18 protein-coding genes are annotated in these 19,128 nt (G+C 73.7%); 12 read left to right on the top strand and 6 right to left on the bottom strand.

Going from position 1 to position 19,128, the window contains the following annotated elements; all coding sequences use genetic code 11:
* Nucleotides 1-5: 5 nt before the first annotated feature.
* On the top strand, nucleotides 6-1,226 hold the full coding sequence (locus CELGI_RS10865; RefSeq protein ID WP_013884174.1) for a glycoside hydrolase family 3 N-terminal domain-containing protein: 1,221 nt from the start codon (nucleotides 6-8) through the stop codon (nucleotides 1,224-1,226).
* A gap of 3 nt (nucleotides 1,227-1,229) precedes the next feature.
* Here the strand turns inward: CELGI_RS10865 and CELGI_RS10860 are convergent, their stop codons facing one another.
* A complete protein-coding gene (locus tag CELGI_RS10860) occupies nucleotides 1,230-1,799 on the bottom strand; it encodes an HhH-GPD-type base excision DNA repair protein (RefSeq protein WP_013884173.1) in 570 nt (189 codons plus the stop codon).
* A gap of 137 nt (nucleotides 1,800-1,936) precedes the next feature.
* Here CELGI_RS10860 and CELGI_RS10855 point away from each other — a divergent pair, with 137 nt between their 5' ends.
* Together CELGI_RS10855 and cofC are read left to right on the top strand one after the other, a co-directional pair.
* Entirely contained in the window at nucleotides 1,937-2,935 is a 999-nt protein-coding gene (locus CELGI_RS10855; RefSeq protein ID WP_041574177.1) for a hypothetical protein, read from the top strand.
* Between the two features lie 325 nt (nucleotides 2,936-3,260).
* Entirely contained in the window at nucleotides 3,261-3,920 is a 660-nt protein-coding gene (gene cofC, locus CELGI_RS10850; protein WP_013884170.1) for a 2-phospho-L-lactate guanylyltransferase, read from the top strand.
* Here the strand turns inward: cofC and cofD are convergent.
* The 5 genes from cofD to CELGI_RS10825 all read right to left on the bottom strand — a co-directional run bounded on the left by cofD (nucleotide 3,910) and on the right by CELGI_RS10825 (nucleotide 9,367).
* A complete protein-coding gene (gene cofD, locus CELGI_RS10845) occupies nucleotides 3,910-4,893 on the bottom strand; it encodes a 2-phospho-L-lactate transferase (RefSeq protein WP_013884169.1) in 984 nt (327 codons plus the stop codon). The genes cofC and cofD overlap by 11 nt on opposite strands.
* Nucleotides 4,890-5,699: a putative F420-0 ABC transporter ATP-binding protein gene (locus CELGI_RS10840; RefSeq protein ID WP_013884168.1), complete on the bottom strand. Its 810-nt coding sequence runs from the start codon at nucleotides 5,697-5,699 to the stop codon at nucleotides 4,890-4,892. Before CELGI_RS10840 ends, cofD begins: the two co-directional genes overlap by 4 nt.
* On the bottom strand, nucleotides 5,690-6,763 hold the full coding sequence (locus CELGI_RS10835) for a putative F420-0 ABC transporter permease subunit (protein ID WP_013884167.1): 1,074 nt from the start codon (nucleotides 6,761-6,763) through the stop codon (nucleotides 5,690-5,692). Before CELGI_RS10835 ends, CELGI_RS10840 begins: the two co-directional genes overlap by 10 nt.
* An 8-nt stretch (nucleotides 6,764-6,771) precedes the next feature.
* A complete protein-coding gene (locus CELGI_RS10830; RefSeq protein ID WP_013884166.1) occupies nucleotides 6,772-7,809 on the bottom strand; it encodes a putative F420-0 ABC transporter substrate-binding protein in 1,038 nt (345 codons plus the stop codon).
* Nucleotides 7,810-7,993: 184 nt separating this feature from the next.
* Nucleotides 7,994-9,367, bottom strand: coding sequence for an aminotransferase class I/II-fold pyridoxal phosphate-dependent enzyme (locus tag CELGI_RS10825; protein WP_013884165.1), 1,374 nt, complete (start codon nucleotides 9,365-9,367; stop codon nucleotides 7,994-7,996).
* 243 nt (nucleotides 9,368-9,610) lie between these two features.
* On the opposite strand from CELGI_RS10825, the gene CELGI_RS10820 reads away from it, so the two are divergent.
* The 9 genes from CELGI_RS10820 (at nucleotide 9,611) to CELGI_RS10780 (ending at nucleotide 19,069) form a co-directional block, all read left to right on the top strand.
* Nucleotides 9,611-10,459, top strand: a complete 849-nt coding sequence (locus CELGI_RS10820) for a nitrilase-related carbon-nitrogen hydrolase (protein WP_013884164.1) — start codon at nucleotides 9,611-9,613, stop codon at nucleotides 10,457-10,459.
* Between the two features lie 25 nt (nucleotides 10,460-10,484).
* A complete protein-coding gene (gene hydA, locus CELGI_RS10815; protein WP_013884163.1) occupies nucleotides 10,485-11,906 on the top strand; it encodes a dihydropyrimidinase in 1,422 nt (473 codons plus the stop codon).
* A gap of 11 nt (nucleotides 11,907-11,917) precedes the next feature.
* A complete protein-coding gene (locus CELGI_RS10810; protein ID WP_013884162.1) occupies nucleotides 11,918-12,955 on the top strand; it encodes a TIGR03842 family LLM class F420-dependent oxidoreductase in 1,038 nt (345 codons plus the stop codon).
* Nucleotides 12,952-13,914, top strand: coding sequence for an ABC transporter permease (locus CELGI_RS10805; RefSeq protein WP_013884161.1), 963 nt, complete (start codon nucleotides 12,952-12,954; stop codon nucleotides 13,912-13,914). The genes CELGI_RS10810 and CELGI_RS10805 overlap by 4 nt, the downstream gene beginning before the upstream one ends.
* Nucleotides 13,911-14,780 carry an ABC transporter ATP-binding protein gene (locus CELGI_RS10800; protein ID WP_013884160.1) on the top strand — a complete coding sequence of 290 codons (870 nt, stop codon included), beginning with the start codon at nucleotides 13,911-13,913 and terminating at the stop codon, nucleotides 14,778-14,780. The genes CELGI_RS10805 and CELGI_RS10800 overlap by 4 nt, the downstream gene beginning before the upstream one ends.
* Nucleotides 14,777-15,556: an ABC transporter permease gene (locus tag CELGI_RS10795; RefSeq protein ID WP_013884159.1), complete on the top strand. Its 780-nt coding sequence runs from the start codon at nucleotides 14,777-14,779 to the stop codon at nucleotides 15,554-15,556. The genes CELGI_RS10800 and CELGI_RS10795 overlap by 4 nt, the downstream gene beginning before the upstream one ends.
* A gap of 126 nt (nucleotides 15,557-15,682) precedes the next feature.
* Complete coding sequence (locus CELGI_RS10790) at nucleotides 15,683-16,843, top strand: ABC transporter substrate-binding protein (protein ID WP_013884158.1); 1,161 nt, start codon at nucleotides 15,683-15,685, stop codon at nucleotides 16,841-16,843.
* Nucleotides 16,844-16,967: 124 nt separating this feature from the next.
* Nucleotides 16,968-18,317 carry an aspartate aminotransferase family protein gene (locus CELGI_RS10785; protein WP_013884157.1) on the top strand — a complete coding sequence of 450 codons (1,350 nt, stop codon included), beginning with the start codon at nucleotides 16,968-16,970 and terminating at the stop codon, nucleotides 18,315-18,317.
* Entirely contained in the window at nucleotides 18,314-19,069 is a 756-nt protein-coding gene (locus tag CELGI_RS10780) for an SDR family oxidoreductase (protein WP_013884156.1), read from the top strand. The genes CELGI_RS10785 and CELGI_RS10780 overlap by 4 nt, the downstream gene beginning before the upstream one ends.
* Nucleotides 19,070-19,128: the final 59 nt, after the last annotated feature.

Below are 19,128 nucleotides of genomic sequence, written 5' to 3'. Positions count from 1 at the left end.
CCACGATGGGGCGCGTGAGCCGAACAGAGCGCGTGCTCCTGGCCGTCGCGGTCGTGCTGGTCGCGGCGGCGGTGACCGTGGCCGCGCTGGTGCTGGCACGCGACGCCGACCGGTCCGCCGCGCCCACCCCGTCCACGAGCGCCCGCACCACGGCGAGCCCGACGCCGGTGCCCGCGCCGTCGCCCACGCCCACGCCCACGCCCGCGGGTGACGCGTGGACGCTCGAGCAGAAGGTCGGCCAGCTCTTCATGGTCGGTGTGGACGTGACCGAGCCCGATCCCGTGAGCCGCCGCGCGATCGTGCAGGACCACGTGGGCAACCTGTTCCTGCACGGCCGCAGCACCGCGGGCGCCGCCGACGTGCGCACGCTCGTCGAGCGCCACACGTCGCTCGTCGGCGCTGAGACCACGCACGGCCGGCCCATGCTGGTGGCGACCGACCAGGAGGGCGGCCGCGTGCAGGTGCTGCGCGGCCCGGGGTTCTCGGACATCCCGGCCGCCACGGAGCAGGCGACGTGGGATCCTGCCGACCTGCGCGAGCAGGCGACCGCGTGGGGGAGCGAGCTCGCGGCGGTGGGCGTGAACCTGGACCTCGCCCCCGTGATGGACCTGGTCGCCGCGGGCACTGAGGCCGACAACCCACCGGTCGGTGCGCTCGACCGGAACTACGGCACCACGCCCCGGTCGGTGACCTCGCACGCGAACGCGTTCGCCGCGGGCCTGCGCGACTCCGGGGTCGCGGTCGCGATCAAGCACTTCCCGGGCCTCGGCGCGGTGACCGCCGACACCGACACCACCGCGGGCGTGACGGACGACGTCACGACGAGCGACGGCGCGCAGATCCGGGTGTTCGCCGACGGCATCGCTGCGGGCGCCACGTGCGTCATGGTCTCCACGGCGATCTACACGCAGATCGACCCGTCCGCGCCCGCGGCGTTCTCACCGGCGGTCGTCGGCGGGCTGCTGCGCGAGCGCCTCGGGTTCGACGGGCTGGTGATCACCGACGACCTCTCGGGCGCCGAGCAGGTGCAGCAGTGGTCGCCCGCGGACCGCGCGATCGCGGCGATCGACGCGGGCGTGGACCTCGTCCTGGTCTCGAAGGTCCCGCAGGTCGCCCCGGAGATGGTCGGGGCCGTGGTGCACCAGGCGCGCGTCGACCCGCAGTTCGCGGCCAAGGTGGACGCGGCGTTCACGCGCGTGCTCGCGGCCAAGTCCGCCCTGCCGTGAGGCTCAGGCCCGCTTCGCGGCCGCCTTCTTCGCCTGCTTGAACTCCCGGACCCTGCGCAGCGAGTCCCCGTCCACCACGTCCGCGACCGACCGGTACCCGTCGAGCGCGTAGTCGCCCGCGACGGCCTCCCAGCCCGCGGGCCGCACCCCGAGCTGCTTGGCGAGCAGCGCGACGAAGATCTGGGCCTTCTGCCGGCCGAAGCCGGGCAGCTCCTGGACGCGCGCGAACAGCTCCGCGCCCGTCGTCGGCTCGGTCCACAGGCGGGTCACGTCGCCGTCGTACCGTTCGACCACCAGTGCCGCGAGCTCCTGCAGGCGGCGCGCCATCGAGCCGGGGAAGCGGTGGATCGCCGGGGGCGTGCTGCACAGCGCGGTGAACTCCTGCGGGTCCGCTGCCGCGATCGCGGCCGGGTCGAGCGAGCCGAACCGGCTCAGCACCTTCCACCCGCCTCGGAACGCGTGCTCCATCGGGTACTGCTGGTCCAGCAGCATCGCGAGCGCGAGTGCGAAGAAGTCGTCGGTCAGCAGTTGGTCGGCATCGGGGTCGCCCGTGAGCCAGAGACGCTCGGTCATCCTCCCATCCCGCACCGGTTGCACCCGCTTGACAGCAACGGACGGAGGCCGACGGACCCGCCGGCGGGCGGGTGAAGTGCGCGCCGTCCTCCGTGTGGCGGGTTTATCGGAACGCCCGGTTGGCTACTCTCCAGGTTGTGGAGATTCGCGAAGAGCATCAACTGAACCCAGTGGCAGACGAGGTCTCGGCCATCACGGCCGTGGTAGGTCCGATCCTTCATGGCGTTCTCTACTCGCTCAAGCGGGAGGTGGCCGATGCTCTTGGAGGCTACGAGAAGATCCCGCTGTACTTGCTCGCGCGGAACCATCGGCCAGGTGATGGTGACGCCGGAATCTGCTTTGAGTACGCAGTTCATGACGCTGTCCAGAGAGGCGAACCTTCGGTCCAGGAGCGCGTCGAGGATGCGCTCAAGTTGTGCAAGATCCCAGGATCCCATCAGAGTTCGATCCTGTTCGGCGTGGAGAAGAGCGGGAAGCAGTCTCTGATCGACACCGCCGCGGATTTGCTGACATCGGAGTCACGAGTGATGACCGGTCGTGTGGGTCATCCGCCGTTGCTCAAGCGACACATCGCGGCAGCTACGACCGCATTCCGAACTCGGGGGAAGGCTTCTAGGCTGCCGCAGAGCATCGACGGGCTGTGGAAGGCCGATCTGTTCCTTGGTAACTCCGACTCCGACAAGTGGGTTGGAACATCCGTGAAGATCAACCAGATCGATCTCGCTCCAGCGCGCGGTCTGCGCGTAGGTCTCGTGCCCACCTCCCAGGGCCGCTCCGACGCTGTTAGGAAGGACGACCGGAAGGGCCTCATCATCTGCCCGGTGCCGTACGACGGCGCATTTGTTGAGATCTTCTACATGGCGTGGGAAGTGGTTACAGCGTTCATCCATGCTGACGCCAAACTCCCCAAGGAGGTCGATCTTCCGCGGCCCGCCGCGCGACAGGTGGCGCGATACCTCGAAGACCGGCGGGGGTTCCCGGCGGTCGACGTCATCGAGGCGCTGAAGAGGCTGGCCCAGCCCGAACTGCTCAAGACGGAGACGTCGGCCGCCGGTCTGATCGTGGCGGGCGGTGTCAAAGCCGACCAGATGGTGACCTCCGTGCTCGCGCCGACGCCGATCGGTCTCACCTCGTAGCCGGATCGACGGGTACGGGGCTGCCGTCGGGTAACAAAGTCGTCGCTGGGACTCTGAGCATGTCGGCAAGGGTGTAGAGGCTGCCGATGCGGAGTTCCCCGATCTACGGTGAAGCGCTCTGACCTGCGGTGATAGACGGTGGTTAACGAATGCTCTGGTCGAGCATCATGCCCGCGACCACGGCGAACGGGTGCTCGTCGAGCACCTGGTCGGCGGCCGGCTCGTTGGCGATCTGGAGGCCCATGCGCCCATCCTGACCCAGCGCGCTCGCGCGGGCCACGGACGCCCGCGACGACGGCCCGCGGGGGCACGCGAGAATGGTCGGATGACGGCGCGTGACGGTCGGGTGGCGTGGGTGGTGGTCGTGCCCGTCAAGGACGCGCGCGCGGGCAAGACGCGCCTGGCCCGGGCGCTGCCACCCGAGGACCGCGTCGAGCTGGTCCGCGCGATGGCGCTCGACACGATCGGGGCCGCGCTCGCGGCCGGCGGGGTGCGCGACGTGCTCGTCGTGACCGCCGACGAGGCGCTGCGCGCGGCCGTCCCTGCGCTGGGCGCGCACGTGGTCGACGAGCCAGCGCCCGGCGACGTGCCGCCGCTGGACGCCGCGGTGCTCGCGGGTGAGGAGCGGGCACGCGACGCGTGGCCGGGTGCGGGTGTCGCGGCGCTGCTGGGCGACCTGCCCGCGCTGGCACCGACCGATCTCGCGGACGCGCTGCGCGCCGCGGGCCGGCACGCCCGGGCGTTCGTCGCCGACGCGCAGGGCACGGGCACGACGCTGCTGACCGCGCGCGCCGATGCGCGGCTGGCGCCGCGGTTCGGCACCGGTTCGGCCGCGGCGCACCGCGCGGCGGGTCACGTCGAGCTGGACGTGCCCGCGGGATCGACGCTGCGGCACGACGTGGACACGCCCGCCGACCTGCCGCCGCGGGCGGCGGGTCCGCACACGGCGGCGCTGGTGGGCGGCTGGGCCGGCGTCAGGGCGTGAGGCCGACGAGCGCGAGCGCACGCGCTGCGATCCCCGCGGTGGTCGGCACGTCGTGCATGAGCGTCCCGGCCGCGGCCACGTCCCAGCCCTCGGCGCGCAGCGGAGCGACGGCGTCGGCGTCGGCGGTGTCGACCAGCCACGCGTCGAGCACACCACCGGCCGCGCGCCGGCCGTAGTGCCGCGCGACGGCGAGCGCGCTGGTCTCGACGCCGATCGCGGCCAGGCACGCGTCGGCCATGCCGCGCACGGGCGCACCGCCCACCACGGGTGAGACCCCGACGACGCGGGCCGTCGTCGTGCGCAGCGCGTCGCCGACCCCGGGCACGGCCAGGATGGTGCCGACGCTGACCACCGGGTTCGAGGGCGGCACCACCACGACGTCCGCCCCGGCGATCGCGTCGAGCACGCCGGGCGCGGGCGACGAGCCCGCCAGGCCCACCTGCTCGAACCCGAGCGCGGGGACGGCGGCGCGGTGCCGCACCCACCACTCCTCGAAGTGCAGGAGCCCGTCGGCCGTGCGCACGTGCGTCTCCACCTCGTGGTCGGTCATCGGCAGCAGCCGCACCCCGGGCCGCCAGCGCTGCGCGAGGCGTTCCACGACCGCGGACAGCGGCAGCCCGCGGCGCAGCAGCTCGGTGCGGGCCAGGTGCGTGGCCAGGTCCAGGTCGCCGAGCGTGAACCACTCCCAGCCCAGCCCGTATGCGGCCAGGTCGTCGCTCACGCGGCGCGACTCGTCGCGGCGGCCCCAGCCCTGCTCCTCGTGGACCGCGTCGCCCAGGGTGTACAGGAGCGTGTCCAGGTCCGGGCAGACGCGCACGCCGTGCAGCCACAGGTCGTCGCCCGTGTTCGCGACGACCGTGACGTGCGCGGTGGTGCCGCCCGCACCGTCGGGCAGGCGCTCGCGCAGCAGGGCCAGCAGGCCGCGCGTGAACCGCGCGCCGCCGACCCCTCCGGACAGCACGGTGATGTTCACGCGTCCTCCTGTGGTGGGCCGAGCAGAGGGGGGTCGGCGTGGCCCGTCAGGGCGATCACCGGGCGCCCGGTCCGGGGGTGGACCAGGACGTCGGCGTCGACGCCGTACACGCGGGCCAGCAGCTCGGGCGTGAGGACGTCGGCGGGCGGTCCGGCCGCGACCAGGCGCCCGTCCGAGAGCACCAGCACGTGCGCGCAGAACGCCGCGGCCAGGTTGAGGTCGTGCAGCGCCGCGACGCTCGTGACGCCCAGGTCGCGCACGAATGCGAGCAGCGAGAGCTGCGCGGCGACGTCCAGGTGGTTCGTCGGCTCGTCGAGCAGCAGCAGCTCGGGCTCCTGCGCGAGCGCGCGCGCCACGTGCACGCGCTGACGCTCGCCGCCCGAGAGCGTCGCCCAGGACCGGGCGGCCAGGTGCGCGGCCGAGGCGGCGTCGAGCGCACGGTCGACCGCCCGCTCGTCGGGGTCCGAGCCCCACAGCGTGCGGTAGGGGATCCGGCCGAGCGCGACCACCTCGCGCACCGTGAGCGGCACCGATGCGTGCGACTCCTGCTCGAGGAGGGCCACGCGGCGCGCACGGGCCCGGCGGTCCAGCGTGTGCACCGGCCGCGGCCCCTCGGGCGTGGGCACCAGGACCGCGCCACGTTCGGGCGGGAGCAGGCCCGCGACCAGGCGCAGCAGCGTGGTCTTGCCGGCGCCGTTCGGGCCGAGCAGCCCCGTGAGCGCACCCGGTGGGGGAGTCGCGTCGATGCCGTCGACCACCCAGCGGCCGCCCAGCCGCACGCCCGCGTCCGCGATGCTCAGCTCCATGCGGTGCCCCGTCCCCGGCGCAGCAGCAGCGCGAACACGGGCACGCCGACGAGTGCGGTGACGATGCCGACCGGGATCTCGCGCGGGTCGAACAGCGTGCGCGCCAGCGTGTCCGCCCAGACCAGGAACACTGCGCCGGTCAGGGCCGCGACGGGCAGGAGCCGCCGGTGCGCGGGTCCGGTCACCACCGAGACCGCGTGCGGCAGGACCAGGCCGACGAAGCCGATGGCCCCGCTGACCGCGACCATCGCACCCGTGAGCAGCGCGACCAGCGTCATGAGCGTCCAGCGCGTGCGGTCCACGTCGATGCCGAGCGCCGCGGCCGAGGTGTCGCCGAACGCGAACGCGTCGAGGCGGGTCGCGGTGGCCACGAGCACCGTGCCGACGAGCACCACGGCACCGCCCGCGATGCCCACCGACGGCCACGTCGCGCCCGCGAGCGAGCCCATGAGCCAGGACAGGATCTCGCGGTAGGAGTCGCCCGTCGCGGTCCAGAAGATGACGAACGACGTGGCCGCGGCCGCGAGCTGCGAGACCGCGAGCCCGGCCAGCACGGCGCGCGTGGGCGTGACCGAGCCGCCCGTGCGTGCGAGCGCGAGCGTCGCGACGAGCGCGGCCAGCGCACCCGTGAACGCCGCGACGGGCAGCAGCAGCGAGACGCCGACCACCAGCACCGCGACCGCACCGAGCGACGCGCCCGAGGACAGGCCGAGCAGGTACGGGTCCGCCAGGGGGTTGCGGGTGAGCGACTGCATCACGGCGCCCGCGACCGCGAGCCCCGCGCCCACGGCTGCCGCGGTCAGGACGCGCGGCAGCCGCAGGTTCCACACGATCGCGTCGTGCAGGGGCGGGACGTCCCCGACGAGGCCCAGGTGGTGCCCGACGACGCGTGCCACCTGCGCGACCCCGAGGTCCGCGGGCCCGATCGTGACCGCGACCACGAGGCTCACCAGGAGCAGCGCGGCGCCCGTGCCGAGCAGCACGGGCAGCGGCGGGCGCAGCGCCGGACGCGTGCGCGGGTCCGTGGCGCCGGGCGCGGGGGGACGGGACGGTGCGCTGCGCACGCGGCGGGTCAGCCCCCGATCCCGAGCGCGGTGACCTGGGCCACCAGGTCGGCGACCGTGTCCGCGTTGCGCACGCCCGCCTCGGTCGCGGCGAACGGGACCACGACGTACCGCTCGTGCTGCACCGCGGCCAGCGCGGCGGTCGCGGGGTTCGCCGCGAGCGTCGCCTTCTTGTCCGCGGCGCTGTTCCACGTCGCGTCGACCAGCACGATCACGTCGGGGTCGGCCGCGACGATCTCCTCCCAGCCCGCCGAGGTCCAGGTGTCGTGCACGTCGGCGAACACGTTGGTCAGGCCGGCCGCGTCGAGCATCATCTGCGGTGCGCCGATGCCCGCGCCGACGTAGGGCGTGTCGTCGCCCGAGGACCACCACACGACGCTCGGGCCGTCGAGCGGCTCGACCGCGTCGAGCGTCGCCTGCTGCTCGGCGACGACGCGCTCCGCCGCGGCCGGCTCGCCCAGCAGCGCACCGGCCTCGCGGATCTCGTCGAACACCGCCTCGAACGTCAGCGGGTCGGGCTGGTAGCCGGGCTCCTTGCACGCCGCGGGCGAGACGTACGTGCCGATGCCGTAGCCCGCGAGCGTGTCCCGCTCACCCGCGCCGTCGGCGGAGAAGTTCGACTCCCACCCGCCGTAGACGAAGTCGGGCTCGACCTCGAGCAGCGCCTCCTGGCCGGGCACCTTGTCGGACAGGACGGGCACGTCGGCGAGCGCGGCGGCGAGGTCCGCGGGCGGCGGTCCGTCGCTGAACGCGGTCCCGACGAGCCGGTCGGCGGCACCGAGCGCCGCGACCATCTCGGTGGTCGAGGACTTGATGGTGACGATGCGGCGGGGCGGGGCGGTCAGCGTCACCTCGGTGCCGCAGCTGTCGACCGTCACGGGGTAGGCGGCGGCCGACGGCGACGCGGTCGACGACGTCGCCGCGGACGACGCGGCTGCCGACGGCGTGGCTGCGGGGCCGTCGGTCGACGAGCACGCCGCGACGACCGCGACGGGCAGCGTGAGCAGGCCGATCAGGGCCAGACGGGTGCGGGCGGGCGCGCGCATGGGTCCTCCGGGGACTGGGGGGTCGGCGCCGCGCACGCCGTCGGGCGCGGGGGAAGGGGGTTCGGCGCACGTCGCGTCGCGGAGGACCGTCCCAGTCGAGGACGGTGCGACCCGGCCGAGCGACCGACCAGGTTCCGCCGGTCACCCTAAGGACCGGGCCGCACCGACGCAACAACCCCTCAGGTCAGGGCGCCGCGGCGAGCGCGAGCGCGTGCGCGACCTGCTCGACGTCGTCGCGCAGCGGGCTCACCGTGACGCGCACGTGGTGCGGGCGCGGGTCGGGTGTCGCCGCGAACGGCGTGCCGGGCGCCACGCGCAGGCCCGCGGCCGCGAGCCGGACCAGCGCCGTCGCCTCGTCGTGCACCGGGAGCCACAGGTTGATGCCGTCGCCGGGGCTGACCGCGACACCGTGCGTGCCGAGCGCATCCCCGAGGGCCTGCTGGCGTGCGAAGTAGACGCGCCGCGCGTGCGCGACGCGTTCGACCGCGTCGGCGTCCGTGAGCAGGTCCGCGAGCGTGTGCTGCAGCAGGCGGCTGGTCCAGCCGGGTCCGAGCATGCGGCGTGCGACGAGCGCGTCGAGCTCGGTGGCGGGCCCGCCCACCGCGGCGATGCGCAGGTCCGGCCCGTGCGACTTGGAGTACGAGCGCACGTGCACCACGGTCGCGAGCCACGCGCCCAGCGAGACGTCGCGCGAGGACGCGATCTGACCGGAATGGTCGTCCTCGATCACGACGATGCGGCGTGTGGACCGCACCTGCGCGCCGCCGGCGGGACCCGCGCTGCCCGCGGTGTGCCGGCGCACCACGCCCGCGAGGTCGCGTGCGCGCGTCGCGGTCAGGCTCACGCCCGTGGGGTTGTGCGCGCGCGGCTGCAGCACCACCGCCGTCGCGCCGGCCCGCAGCGCGGCGTCGAGCCCGTCGACCGTCATGCCGTGCCGGTCGAGCGGCACCGGCACGCGCTCGAGCCCCAGCTGGTCCACCAGGTCGTACAGCGGTGGGAACCCGGGGTCCTCGACCGCGACGCGGTCGCCGAAGCTCGCGGCGACCTCGAGCGTGCGACCGATCGCGTCCATCGCACCGTCGACCACCGTGAGCCGCTCGGGCGCGAAGGGCCAGGACGCGCGCAGCAGACCCTCGAGCTCGGGGACGACGGGCGCCGACGTGTACGTCTCGGGTGCGCCCGACGGTGCGCGTCCGGCCACGCGCACGAGCGCGCGCCCGAGCGCCGGCAGCAGGTCGGGGTCCGGCGTCCCGGTGGACAGGTCGACGCGCGTCGCGGGTGCGCCGTCGGCCAGCTCGCGGTAGCGCGGCGGCAGCCAGCCCGCGGGCGGCGGCACGACGAACGTCCCCGCGCGGCCCCGCGAGACCACGAGGCCCACGGCGGCCAGCGCCTGGAACGCGCCGCTCACGGTCGCGGGGCTCACGCCGAGCGCCGCGCCCAGCTCGCGCACGGTGGGCAGGCGGTCGCCGGGCTGCAGCTGTCCCGCGCGCACCAGGCGCGCGACCGCCGCGGCGATGCCGCGAGGGCTGCGGTCCTCGACGAGGGGGGCCAGGTCCATGGCGTCATGGTGCACCGCGCGGCGGCCCGGCCTGCCCGGTCCACCCGCCCGGGGGACCACGAAACGGGGTGTTGACGCGCGGGGGTCGCGATGTTCGCGCCCGGCAAAGGTCCGGTGACCTGGCAGAAATGTTCAACGACGACAGTCACATTCCACGGCGACGGAGCCCCGGGAGCCCGCCGCGGCGCACCGGGGTCCCGTCCGCCGCCCGAGCCGGACCGTCGAGCAGCCCACGGAGGACCCATGACCGTCGTACGCGTCGCATTCACCCAGGCGACCTGGACCGGCGACAAGGAGTCGATGATCGACCTCCACGAGGCGTGGATGCGTGAGGCGGCCGCCGCCGGCGCGCAGGTCATCGGTTTCCAGGAGCTGTTCTACGGCCCGTACTTCGGCATCACGCAGGACACCGCGTACTACGGCTACGCCGAGCCGATCCCCGGACCGACGACGCAGCGGTTCGCGGCGCTCGCGGCCGAGCTGGGCATGGTCGTGGTGCTGCCGATCTACGAGGAGGACCAGCCGGGCGTCCTCTACAACACCGCGGTGGTGATCGACTCCGACGGCACCGTGCTGGGCACGTACCGCAAGCACCACATCCCGCACCTGCCGAAGTTCTGGGAGAAGTTCTACTTCCGGCCCGGCAACCTGGGGTACCCGGTGTTCGACACCGCGGTCGGGAAGATCGGCGTCAACATCTGCTACGACCGGCACTTCCCCGAGGGCTGGCGCGTGCTCGCGCTCAACGGCGCCGAGATCGTGTTCAACCCCAACGCCACGGCCCCGGGCGTGTCCAACCGCCTGTGGGAGATCGAGCAGCCCGCCGCCGCCGCGGCCAACGGGATCTTCGTCGTCGCGAACAACCGCGTCGGGCTCGAGGACAACGAGTACGGCGACGAGGCGGTCGCGTTCTACGGCTCGTCCTACGCGGTGGGCCCCGACGGGAACGTCGTCGGCGAGGTCGCGTCCTCCACCGAGAACGAGCTCGTCATCCGGGACCTCGACCTGGACCAGGTCCGCGTGGTGCGCGAGCGGTGGCAGTTCTTCCGGGACCGCCGCCCGGACGCGTACGGCCCGATCGTCGCCCCCTGACCCCGCGCGCACCGGAAGGACCCCCATGGCCACCACCCTCATCAGCGGCGGCACCGTCGTCTCGGCCACCGGCCGCGTGCTCGCGGACGTGCTCGTCGACGGCGAGACGATCGCCGCGGTGCTCGCGCCCGGCTCGACCCTGCTGGGCCACGACCTGGCCGGTTCCGTGGACCGCGTGATCGACGCGACCGGCCGGTACGTGATCCCGGGCGGCGTCGACGCGCACACCCACATGGAGCTGCCGTTCGGCGGGACCGCGGCGAGCGACACGTTCGAGACCGGGACCCGCGCGGCGGCGTGGGGCGGCACCACGACGATCATCGACTTCGCGGTGCAACGGGCGGGTGAGCGCGTCGAGGACGGGCTCGCGGCGTGGCACGCCAAGGCCGCGGGCCGGTGCGCGATCGACTACGCGTTCCACCAGATCATCGGCGGCGTCGACGACGCCTCGCTGCGCGCCATGGAGTCGCTCGTCGACGAGGGGATCACCAGCTACAAGCTGTTCATGGCGTACCCGGGGGTCTTCTACTCCGACGACGCGCAGATCCTGCGGGCCATGCAGAAGGCGGCCGACCTGGGCCTGCTGACGATGATGCACGCCGAGAACGGTCCGGCCATCGACGTGCTCGCGGCCCAGCTGGTCGAGGCCGGCCGGACCGACCCGTACTTCCACGGGATCGCCCGCGCGTGGCAGCTCGAGGAGGAGGCCACGCACCGCGCGATCATGCTGGCCGACCTGACGAAGGCGCCGCTGTACGTGGTGCACGTGAGCGCCAAGCAGGCCGTCGCGCAGCTGGCATGGGCGCGCGACAACGGCGCGAACGTGTTCGGCGAGACGTGCCCGCAGTACCTGTACCTCTCGCTCGAGGACCAGCTGGGCGCACCCGGCTTCGAGGGCGCCAAGTGGGTGTGCTCCACGCCGTTGCGCTCGCGTGAGGAGGGCCACCAGCACCACATGTGGCAGGCGCTGCGCACCAACGACATCCAGATGGTCTCGACCGACCACTGCCCGTTCTGCATGAAGGGCCAGAAGGAGCTCGGGGTCGGTGACTTCCGGGCGATCCCCAACGGCATCGGATCCGTCGAGCACCGCATGGACCTGATGTACCAGGGCGTCGTCACGGGCGAGCTCACGCTCGAGCGCTGGGTCGAGCTCACCTCGACGACGCCCGCCCGCATGTTCGGGCTGCACGGGCGCAAGGGCGTGATCGCCCCCGGGGCTGACGCGGACGTCGTCGTGTACGACCCGAACGGCCACACGTCCATCGGGGTGGGCGAGACCCACCACATGAACATGGACCACTCCGCGTGGGAGGGGTACGAGATCGACGGTCACGTCGACGTCGTGCTGTCCCGCGGGCTCGTCGTCGTGGACGACGAGGGCTACCACGGCCGGCCCGGCCACGGCGCGTTCGTGCGCCGCGGCCTGTCCCAGTACCTGGTCTGAGAGGAGTCACCATGGAGTTCGGCGTCGTCCTGCAGACCAACCCGCCCGCGTCCCGCACGGTCGACCTGGCGCGCCAGGCCGAGAACCACGGGTTCGACTACGTGTGGACGTTCGACTCGCACCTGCTGTGGCAGGAGCCGTTCGTCATCTACTCCGCGATCCTCGCGGCCACGCGCAAGGTCGTCGTCGGACCCATGGTGACCAACCCGGCCACGCGCGACTGGACCGTGCTCGCGTCGCTGTTCGCGACGCTCAACGAGATGTACGGCAACCGCACGGTGTGCGGCATCGGGCGCGGGGACTCCGCGGTCCGCACGCTCAACGGCCGGCCGTCCAACCTGGCGACGCTGCGGGAGTCGATCCACGTGATCCGTGAGCTCGCGAACTCGCGTTCGGTCGAGCACAACGAACGCACCGTCCGGTTCCCGTGGTCGCGGCGCTCGGAGCTCGAGGTGTGGGTGGCCGCGTACGGCCCGCTCGCGCTCAAGCTCACGGGCGAGGTGGGTGACGCGTTCATCCTGCAGCTCGCGGACCCGGACATCGCCGCGTGGATGATCAAGGCCGTCCGGGACTCGGCCGAGGCCGTGGGCCGCGACCCGGACGCGGTGAAGTTCTGCGTCGCGGCACCCGCGTACGTCGGCGACGGGCAGTCGCCCGCCGAACGCGCGCACATGCGTGAGCAGTGCCGGTGGTTCGGCGGCATGGTGGGCAACCACGTCGCGGACATCGTCGCGCGGTACGGCACCGACTCGGCGATCCCCAAGGCCCTGACGGACTACATCCGGGACCGCGAGGGGTACGACTACAACGAGCACGGCCGCGCGGGGAACTCGCACACGACGTTCGTACCCGACGAGATCGTCGAACGGTTCTGCCTGCTGGGCTCGCCGCACGAGCACGTCGAGAAGCTGCGGGCGCTCGAGGCGCTCGGGTGCACGCAGTTCGCCGCCTACCTCCAGCACGACAACAAGGAGGAGACCATGCGGCTGTACGGCGAGCGGATCATCCCGGCGCTCGCCGAGCCCGTCGTCGCGACGGCGTCGGCATGACCACGACGACCGCGGCGCCTCCCGTCGCAGCCCCGGCCGTCACGCCGGCGGCCGGGGCGACGCGACGAGCCCGTGCCCGGCGGGCGGCGACGCGGACGGGTGCGCGCGTCGGCACCGCGCTGCTGGCGCTGCTCGCGGTCGGCTCGCTGTGGGAGCTGTACAAGTGGCTCGGTCCGTGCGAGGGCTGGAGCCTGGGGGACACGCGGCTGCTGCCTCGCACCGACGACATGGTCATGCCGCACACCTGGTCGATGGTCGAGCGCCTGCTCGAACCCGTGACAGGAGCGCGTGACGCCGAGCCGCTGTGGCAGGCCGTGCTGGCGGCCGCGGGGGCGAGCCTGCGCATCGCGGTGGTCGGCTGGCTGCTGGGCGTGACGGTCGGCGTGCTGCTGGCGCTCGCGATGCAGCGCGTGCGCATCGTCGAGGCCGCCGTCCTGCCGCTCGTCGTGCTGTCCCAGACCGTCCCGCTCATCGCGCTCGCCCCGCTCGTGCGGTCCTGGGGCTCGCAGCTCGAGCTCGGCTCGGCCGACTGGCAGCCGTGGATGTCGGTGGCGGTCATCGCGTCCTACCTGGCGTTCTTCCCCGTGGCGGTGGGCATGCTGCGCGGGCTGCAGTCGCCCGCGGCCATCCACGTCGAGCTGCTGCGCGCGAGCGCGGCCGGCTGGTGGACCACGACGCTGCGGCTGCGCCTGCCCGCGGCCGTCCCGCACGTGCTGCCCGCGCTGCGCCTGGCCGCAGCGAACGCGGTCGTCGGGACGGTCGTCGCCGAGGTCGCCACGGGTCTGCCCGGCGGCATCGGCCGCATGATCGTCGAGTTCGCGAACTTCGCCGCGAGCGACCCCGCCAAGCCCTGGGCGCCGATCTTCGGTGCGGTCGCGCTCGGCCTGCTGGCCGCGGGCGTCGTCGCGCTGCTCGGCCGCACCCTCGTCCGGTACCGACGCACGGAGGTCCTGCGATGACCACTCCCACCCCCACGCTGGAGACCGCGACCGCGAGCCCGCCGCTCGCGCGCGCGGTGCAGGCCACGGGCGTCACGCGCGTGTTCGGCACCGGACCGCGTCAGGTCGCGGCGCTCCAGGACGTCGACCTGACGGTCGCACCCGGCGAGTTCGTGTCGTTGATCGGCCCCTCGGGCTGCGGCAAGTCCACGCTGCTGCGCCTGGTCGCGGACCTCGACTCCCCGACGAGCGGCACGGTCGAGGTGTTCGGCCACAGCGCGCGCACCGCGCGCGAGAACCGCGAGTACGGGATCGCGTTCCAGCAGGCGGGGCTGCTGCCGTGGCGGAGCGTCCGCGCGAACGTGGAGCTGCCGCTGCAGCTCGCCGGCACGGGCCGTGCAGCGCGGCGCGAACGGGCCGACGAGCTGCTCGACCTGGTGGGGCTCTCGTCGTTCGCGCAGCACCATCCGGACCAGCTCTCGGGCGGCATGCAGCAGCGCGTCGCGATAGCGCGCGCGCTGGCGCTGGAGCCCAGCCTGCTGCTGATGGACGAGCCGTTCGGCGCGCTCGACGAGATGACGCGTGAGCACCTGCAGACGCAGCTGCTGCGGATCTGCGCCCGCTCGCGCGCGGCGGTCGTGTTCGTCACGCACTCGATCCCCGAGGCGGTGTTCCTGTCCGACCGGGTCGTGGTGATGTCGCCCCGGCCGGGGCGCATCCGCGAGATCGTGCCGGTCGGGCTGGACCGCTCGGGCGTCGTCGCGGACGCGCCGCCCGGCGCACGCACGGATGACGCCGTGCGCAACGACCCTGCGTTCTTCGCGGCCGTGGCGGCCGTGCGGGACAGCCTGCACGGGGCGCCGACCGCCCGCGGGACGGACCTGTGAGCACCGCCCGCGCGCTCGCGCGGCAGGTGCTGCCGCCGGTCGTGCTGCTCGCGGCGCTCGTGCTCGGCTGGCACGCGCTCGTGACCGGCGCGGACATCCCGCCGTTCGTCCTGCCGGGCCCGGCCGACGTGCTCGACCAGGCGCAGCAGTTCCGCGGGCCGATCGTGCGCGCGGCCCAGGTCACCGGCGCCAACGCGCTGCTGGGCCTGGTGCTCGGCGCGGTGCTCGGGATCGGGCTCGCGGTGCTGGCGTCCGCCGTGCGCACGTTCGACCGCCTGGCCGAGCCCGTCGTGGCGGCGCTCGCGGTGGTGCCGATCGTCGCGCTCGCACCCGTGCTGTACGGCATGTACGGCGCGGCCTCGGAGCAGGCGCGCGTGATCGTCGCGGCGCTCGCGGTGTTCGTGCCGGTGTACGTCAGCACGCTGCGCGGGCTGGGCCAGGTGCTGCCCGTGCACCGCGACCTCATGCGCGTGCTCGCCGCGTCGTCGCGTGAGGTCGCGCGGACCGTGACGGTGCCCACCGCGGTGCCGTTCGTGTTCACGGGCCTGCGCATGGCGTCCTCGCTCGCGGTGATCTCCGCGATCGTCGCCGAGTACTTCGGCGGTCCGCGTTCGGGCATCGGCTCGTTCATCACCACGGCCGCAGCGGGCTCGAACTACGCGCAGGCGTGGGCGTACGTGCTCGGCGGCATCGTCGTCGGGCTGCTGTTCTACGCGGTCACCGCGCTGGCCGAACACGTCGTCGCGCGGCGGCACGGACCGCGGCCCGATGCCTGACAGTGCCCCGGGCGCGCCCGTGCGCCGCCCGCCCACCCGTCCGCCTGCCGACGATGCCAGGCCGGTCGACGCGCCCCGTGCGCGCAACCTGCACCACCCATCGATGGCACGACGAAGGGAAGTGACATGAGGACGACGACGCGTTGGGGGGCTGCGCTCGCGGCGACGATGGCTGCCGGGCTGATGCTGGGAGCCTGCTCGTCCGGCTCGGACTCCGAGCCGGGCGCCGCACCGAGCGGTGCCGGCCAGGAGCCCGGCGAGCTGACCCCGGTCACGCTGCAGCTGCAGTGGCTCACCCAGGCCCAGTTCGCGGGCTACTACGCCGCGCTCGACCAGGGCTACTACGCCGATGCCGGGCTGGACGTGGAGATCATCCCGTCGGGCGGCGACATCGTCCCGCAGGACGCACTCGCGCAGGGTGAGGTCGACTACGCGATCGCGTGGGTGCCCAAGGTGCTCGGCTCGATCGAGCAGGGCGCGAAGATCACCAACGTCGCGCAGATCTTCGAGCGCTCCGCGACGCTGCAGGTGTCCTTCAAGGACGCGGGCATCACGTCGCCCGCGGACCTCGCGGGCAAGAAGGTCGGCTCGTGGGGCTACGGCAACGAGTGGGAGCTGTTCGCCGGGCTCAACAAGGCCGGCGTGACGGACTTCGAGCTGGTCACGCAGGCGTTCGACATGCTCGGGCTGCTGTCCGGGGACATCGACGCCGCCCAGGCCATGACGTACAACGAGTACGCGCAGCTGCTCGAGACCGTGGACCCGGACACCGGCGAGCTGTACACGCCCGACGACTTCGACGTCATCGACTGGAACGACGAGGGCGTGGCCATGCTCCAGGACGCGATCTGGGCGGACACGGAGCGGCTCGAGTCCGACGAGGAGTACCAGGACACGACCGTCAAGTTCCTCAAGGCGTCGATCCAGGGCTGGATCTACGCGCGTGACAACGCGCAGGCCGCCGCGGACGCCGTGACGGCGGCGGGCTCGACGCTCGGCACGAGCCACCAGCTCTGGATGACCAACGAGGTCAACAAGCTGATCTGGCCGAGCACCACGGGCGGCATCGGCCTGGTGGACCAGGAGGTCTGGGACCGCACGGTCGCGCTCGCGCTCGACACGCACAACGAGACCGGCGCGACGATCATCACGAAGGCGCCGCCCGAGTCGGCGTACACCACCGAGTACGTCCAGCAGGCGCTCGACGAGCTCACCGCCGAGGGCGTGGACGTGGTGGGCGCCGACTGGGAGCCCGTCGAGGTGACCCTCGCCGAGGGCGGCGCCTGAGCCCGCGGCCCGGGCCGGCGCGGTGCTCGCACGCCGGCCCGGGCCACGGCGATCAGTCCGCCCGGCCCGGACCCGGCCATCACCCACCGACGCGCGCGGGCAGCGCGCGACCAAGGAGACCGCCATGCCGATCACCGACCCGAGCGCCGCCCTCGAGGGCGACGGCGCGACCGCGCTGCGGCTCGACCGCGCGCACGTGTTCCACTCGTGGTCCGCGCAGGCCCACCTGGCCCCGCTCGCGCTCGCGGGCGGCTCGGGCTGCCACGTGTGGGACCACGACGGCCGCACGTGGCTCGACCTGTCCAGCCAGCTGGTCAACGTCAACATCGGCCATCAGCACCCGCGCGTGGTCGCCGCGATCCAGGAGCAGGCCGCGGTCCTGGCGACGATCGCGCCCGCGACCGCCAACCTCACGCGCGGGCGCGCGGCGCAGGCGGTGGTCCGGCACGCCCCGCCGGGCTTCAGCAAGGTGTTCTTCACCAACGGCGGGGCCGACGCCAACGAGAACGCGATCCGGATGGCGCGCCTGCACACGGGCCGCGACAAGGTGGTCTCGCACTACCGCAGCTACCACGGCAACACCGGAGCGGCGGTCGTCGCGACCGGCGACTGGCGCCGCGTGCCCAACGAGTACGCACGGGGCCACGTGCACGTGTTCGGGCCGTACGCGTACCGCTCGGAGTTCTGGTCGACGAGCCCCGAGCAGGAGAGCGAGCGCGCGCTGCAGCACCTGGCGCACGTGATCGCCGCGGAGGGTCCGGACTCGGTCGCCGCGATCCTGCTCGAGTCGGTACCCGGGACCGCGGGCGTGCTGGTGCCGCCGCCGGGGTACCTGGCCGGCGTCCGCGAGATCGCGGACCGGTACGGCATCGTGCTGATCCTCGACGAGGTCATGGCCGGGTTCGGCCGCACCGGGACGTGGTTCGCGTTCGAGCAGCACGGCGTGGTGCCGGACCTGGTGACCTTCGCCAAGGGTGTGAACTCGGGGTACGTGCCGGCCGGCGGCGTGCTGATCAGCGACGCGGTCGCTGCCACGTTCGACGACCGGGTCTTCCCGGGCGGGCTGACCTACTCCGGGCACCCGCTCGCGATGGCCGCGGTCGTCGCGACGATCGAGGCCATGGAGGACGAGCTCGTCGTGGAGAACGCCGCGGCCGTGGGACGCACCGTGATCGGCCCGGGCCTCGCGGACCTGGCCGCGCGGCACGCGGCCGTGGGCGAGGTGCGGGGGACCGGCGTCTTCTGGGCGGTGGAGCTCGTGTCCGATCCCGTGACGCGCGCGCCGCTGCCACCTGCGACGATGGCCGCCATCAAGGCGGGTCTGCTGGCCCGCGACGTGCTGCCGTTCGTGCAGGACAACCGCGTGCACGTCGTCCCGCCGTGCATCATCAGCCCCGACGAGGCGCGCGAGGGCCTCGCCGTCCTGGACGCCGTGCTGACCGCCGTCCTCGAACCCTCAGGGAGCACCACATGACCACCACCCCGCGCCGCGCCCTCGTCACGGGGGCCTCGTCCGGGATCGGCGCCGCGACCGTGCGTCGGCTGCGTGCCGAGGGCTGGGACGTCGTCGCGACCGCGCGCCGCGCGGACCGGCTGACCGCGCTCGCGCACGAGACGGGCGCCGAGCCGTTCGTCGCGGACATCACGTCCGACGAGGACGTCGCGGCGCTCGTCGACCACGTCCGCGCGACGGGCGGGCTGGACGCCGTGGTGAACAACGCGGGCGGCGCGCTCGGCCTCGACACCGTCGCCGACGCCGACCTCGAGCGCTGGCGCTCGATGTACGAGCTCAACGTGCTCGGCACGCTGCGCGTGACGAAGGGGCTGCTGCCGCTGCTGCGCGAGCGCGGCCAGGGCGACGTGCTCGTCGTGACGTCGACCGCCGCGCACGCCGCCTACCCGGGCGGCGCGGGCTACACGGGCGTCAAGCACGCCGAGCGCATGCTCGCCACGACGCTGCGCTGGGAGATCGTGGGCGAGCCGATCCGGGTGATCGAGATCTCGCCCGGCAACGTCGCCACCGAGGAGTTCTCGCTCGTGCGGTTCGACGGCGACGCCGAGCGCGCGGCGAAGGTCTACGAGGGGTACCAGCCGCTCGTCGCCGATGACGTGGCCGACGCGATCTGGTGGACGTTGTCCCGCCCCGCGCACGTCAACGTCGACCTCATGGTGGTGCGGCCCCGCGCGCAGGCCAACAACACCACGATCGCGCGCACGGGCGTCTGAGCCGCGCGTCGACCAGGACGGGCCACGACGCCGACGAGCGGTGTCGGCCCACCGCCGTA

It is taken from the genome of Cellulomonas gilvus ATCC 13127, from assembly GCF_000218545.1.
GTDB classification, from domain to species: domain Bacteria; phylum Actinomycetota; class Actinomycetes; order Actinomycetales; family Cellulomonadaceae; genus Cellulomonas; species Cellulomonas gilvus.
The sequence above is the reverse complement of the archived record's forward strand: the minus strand, read 5'-3'. Positions and strand labels throughout refer to the sequence as shown.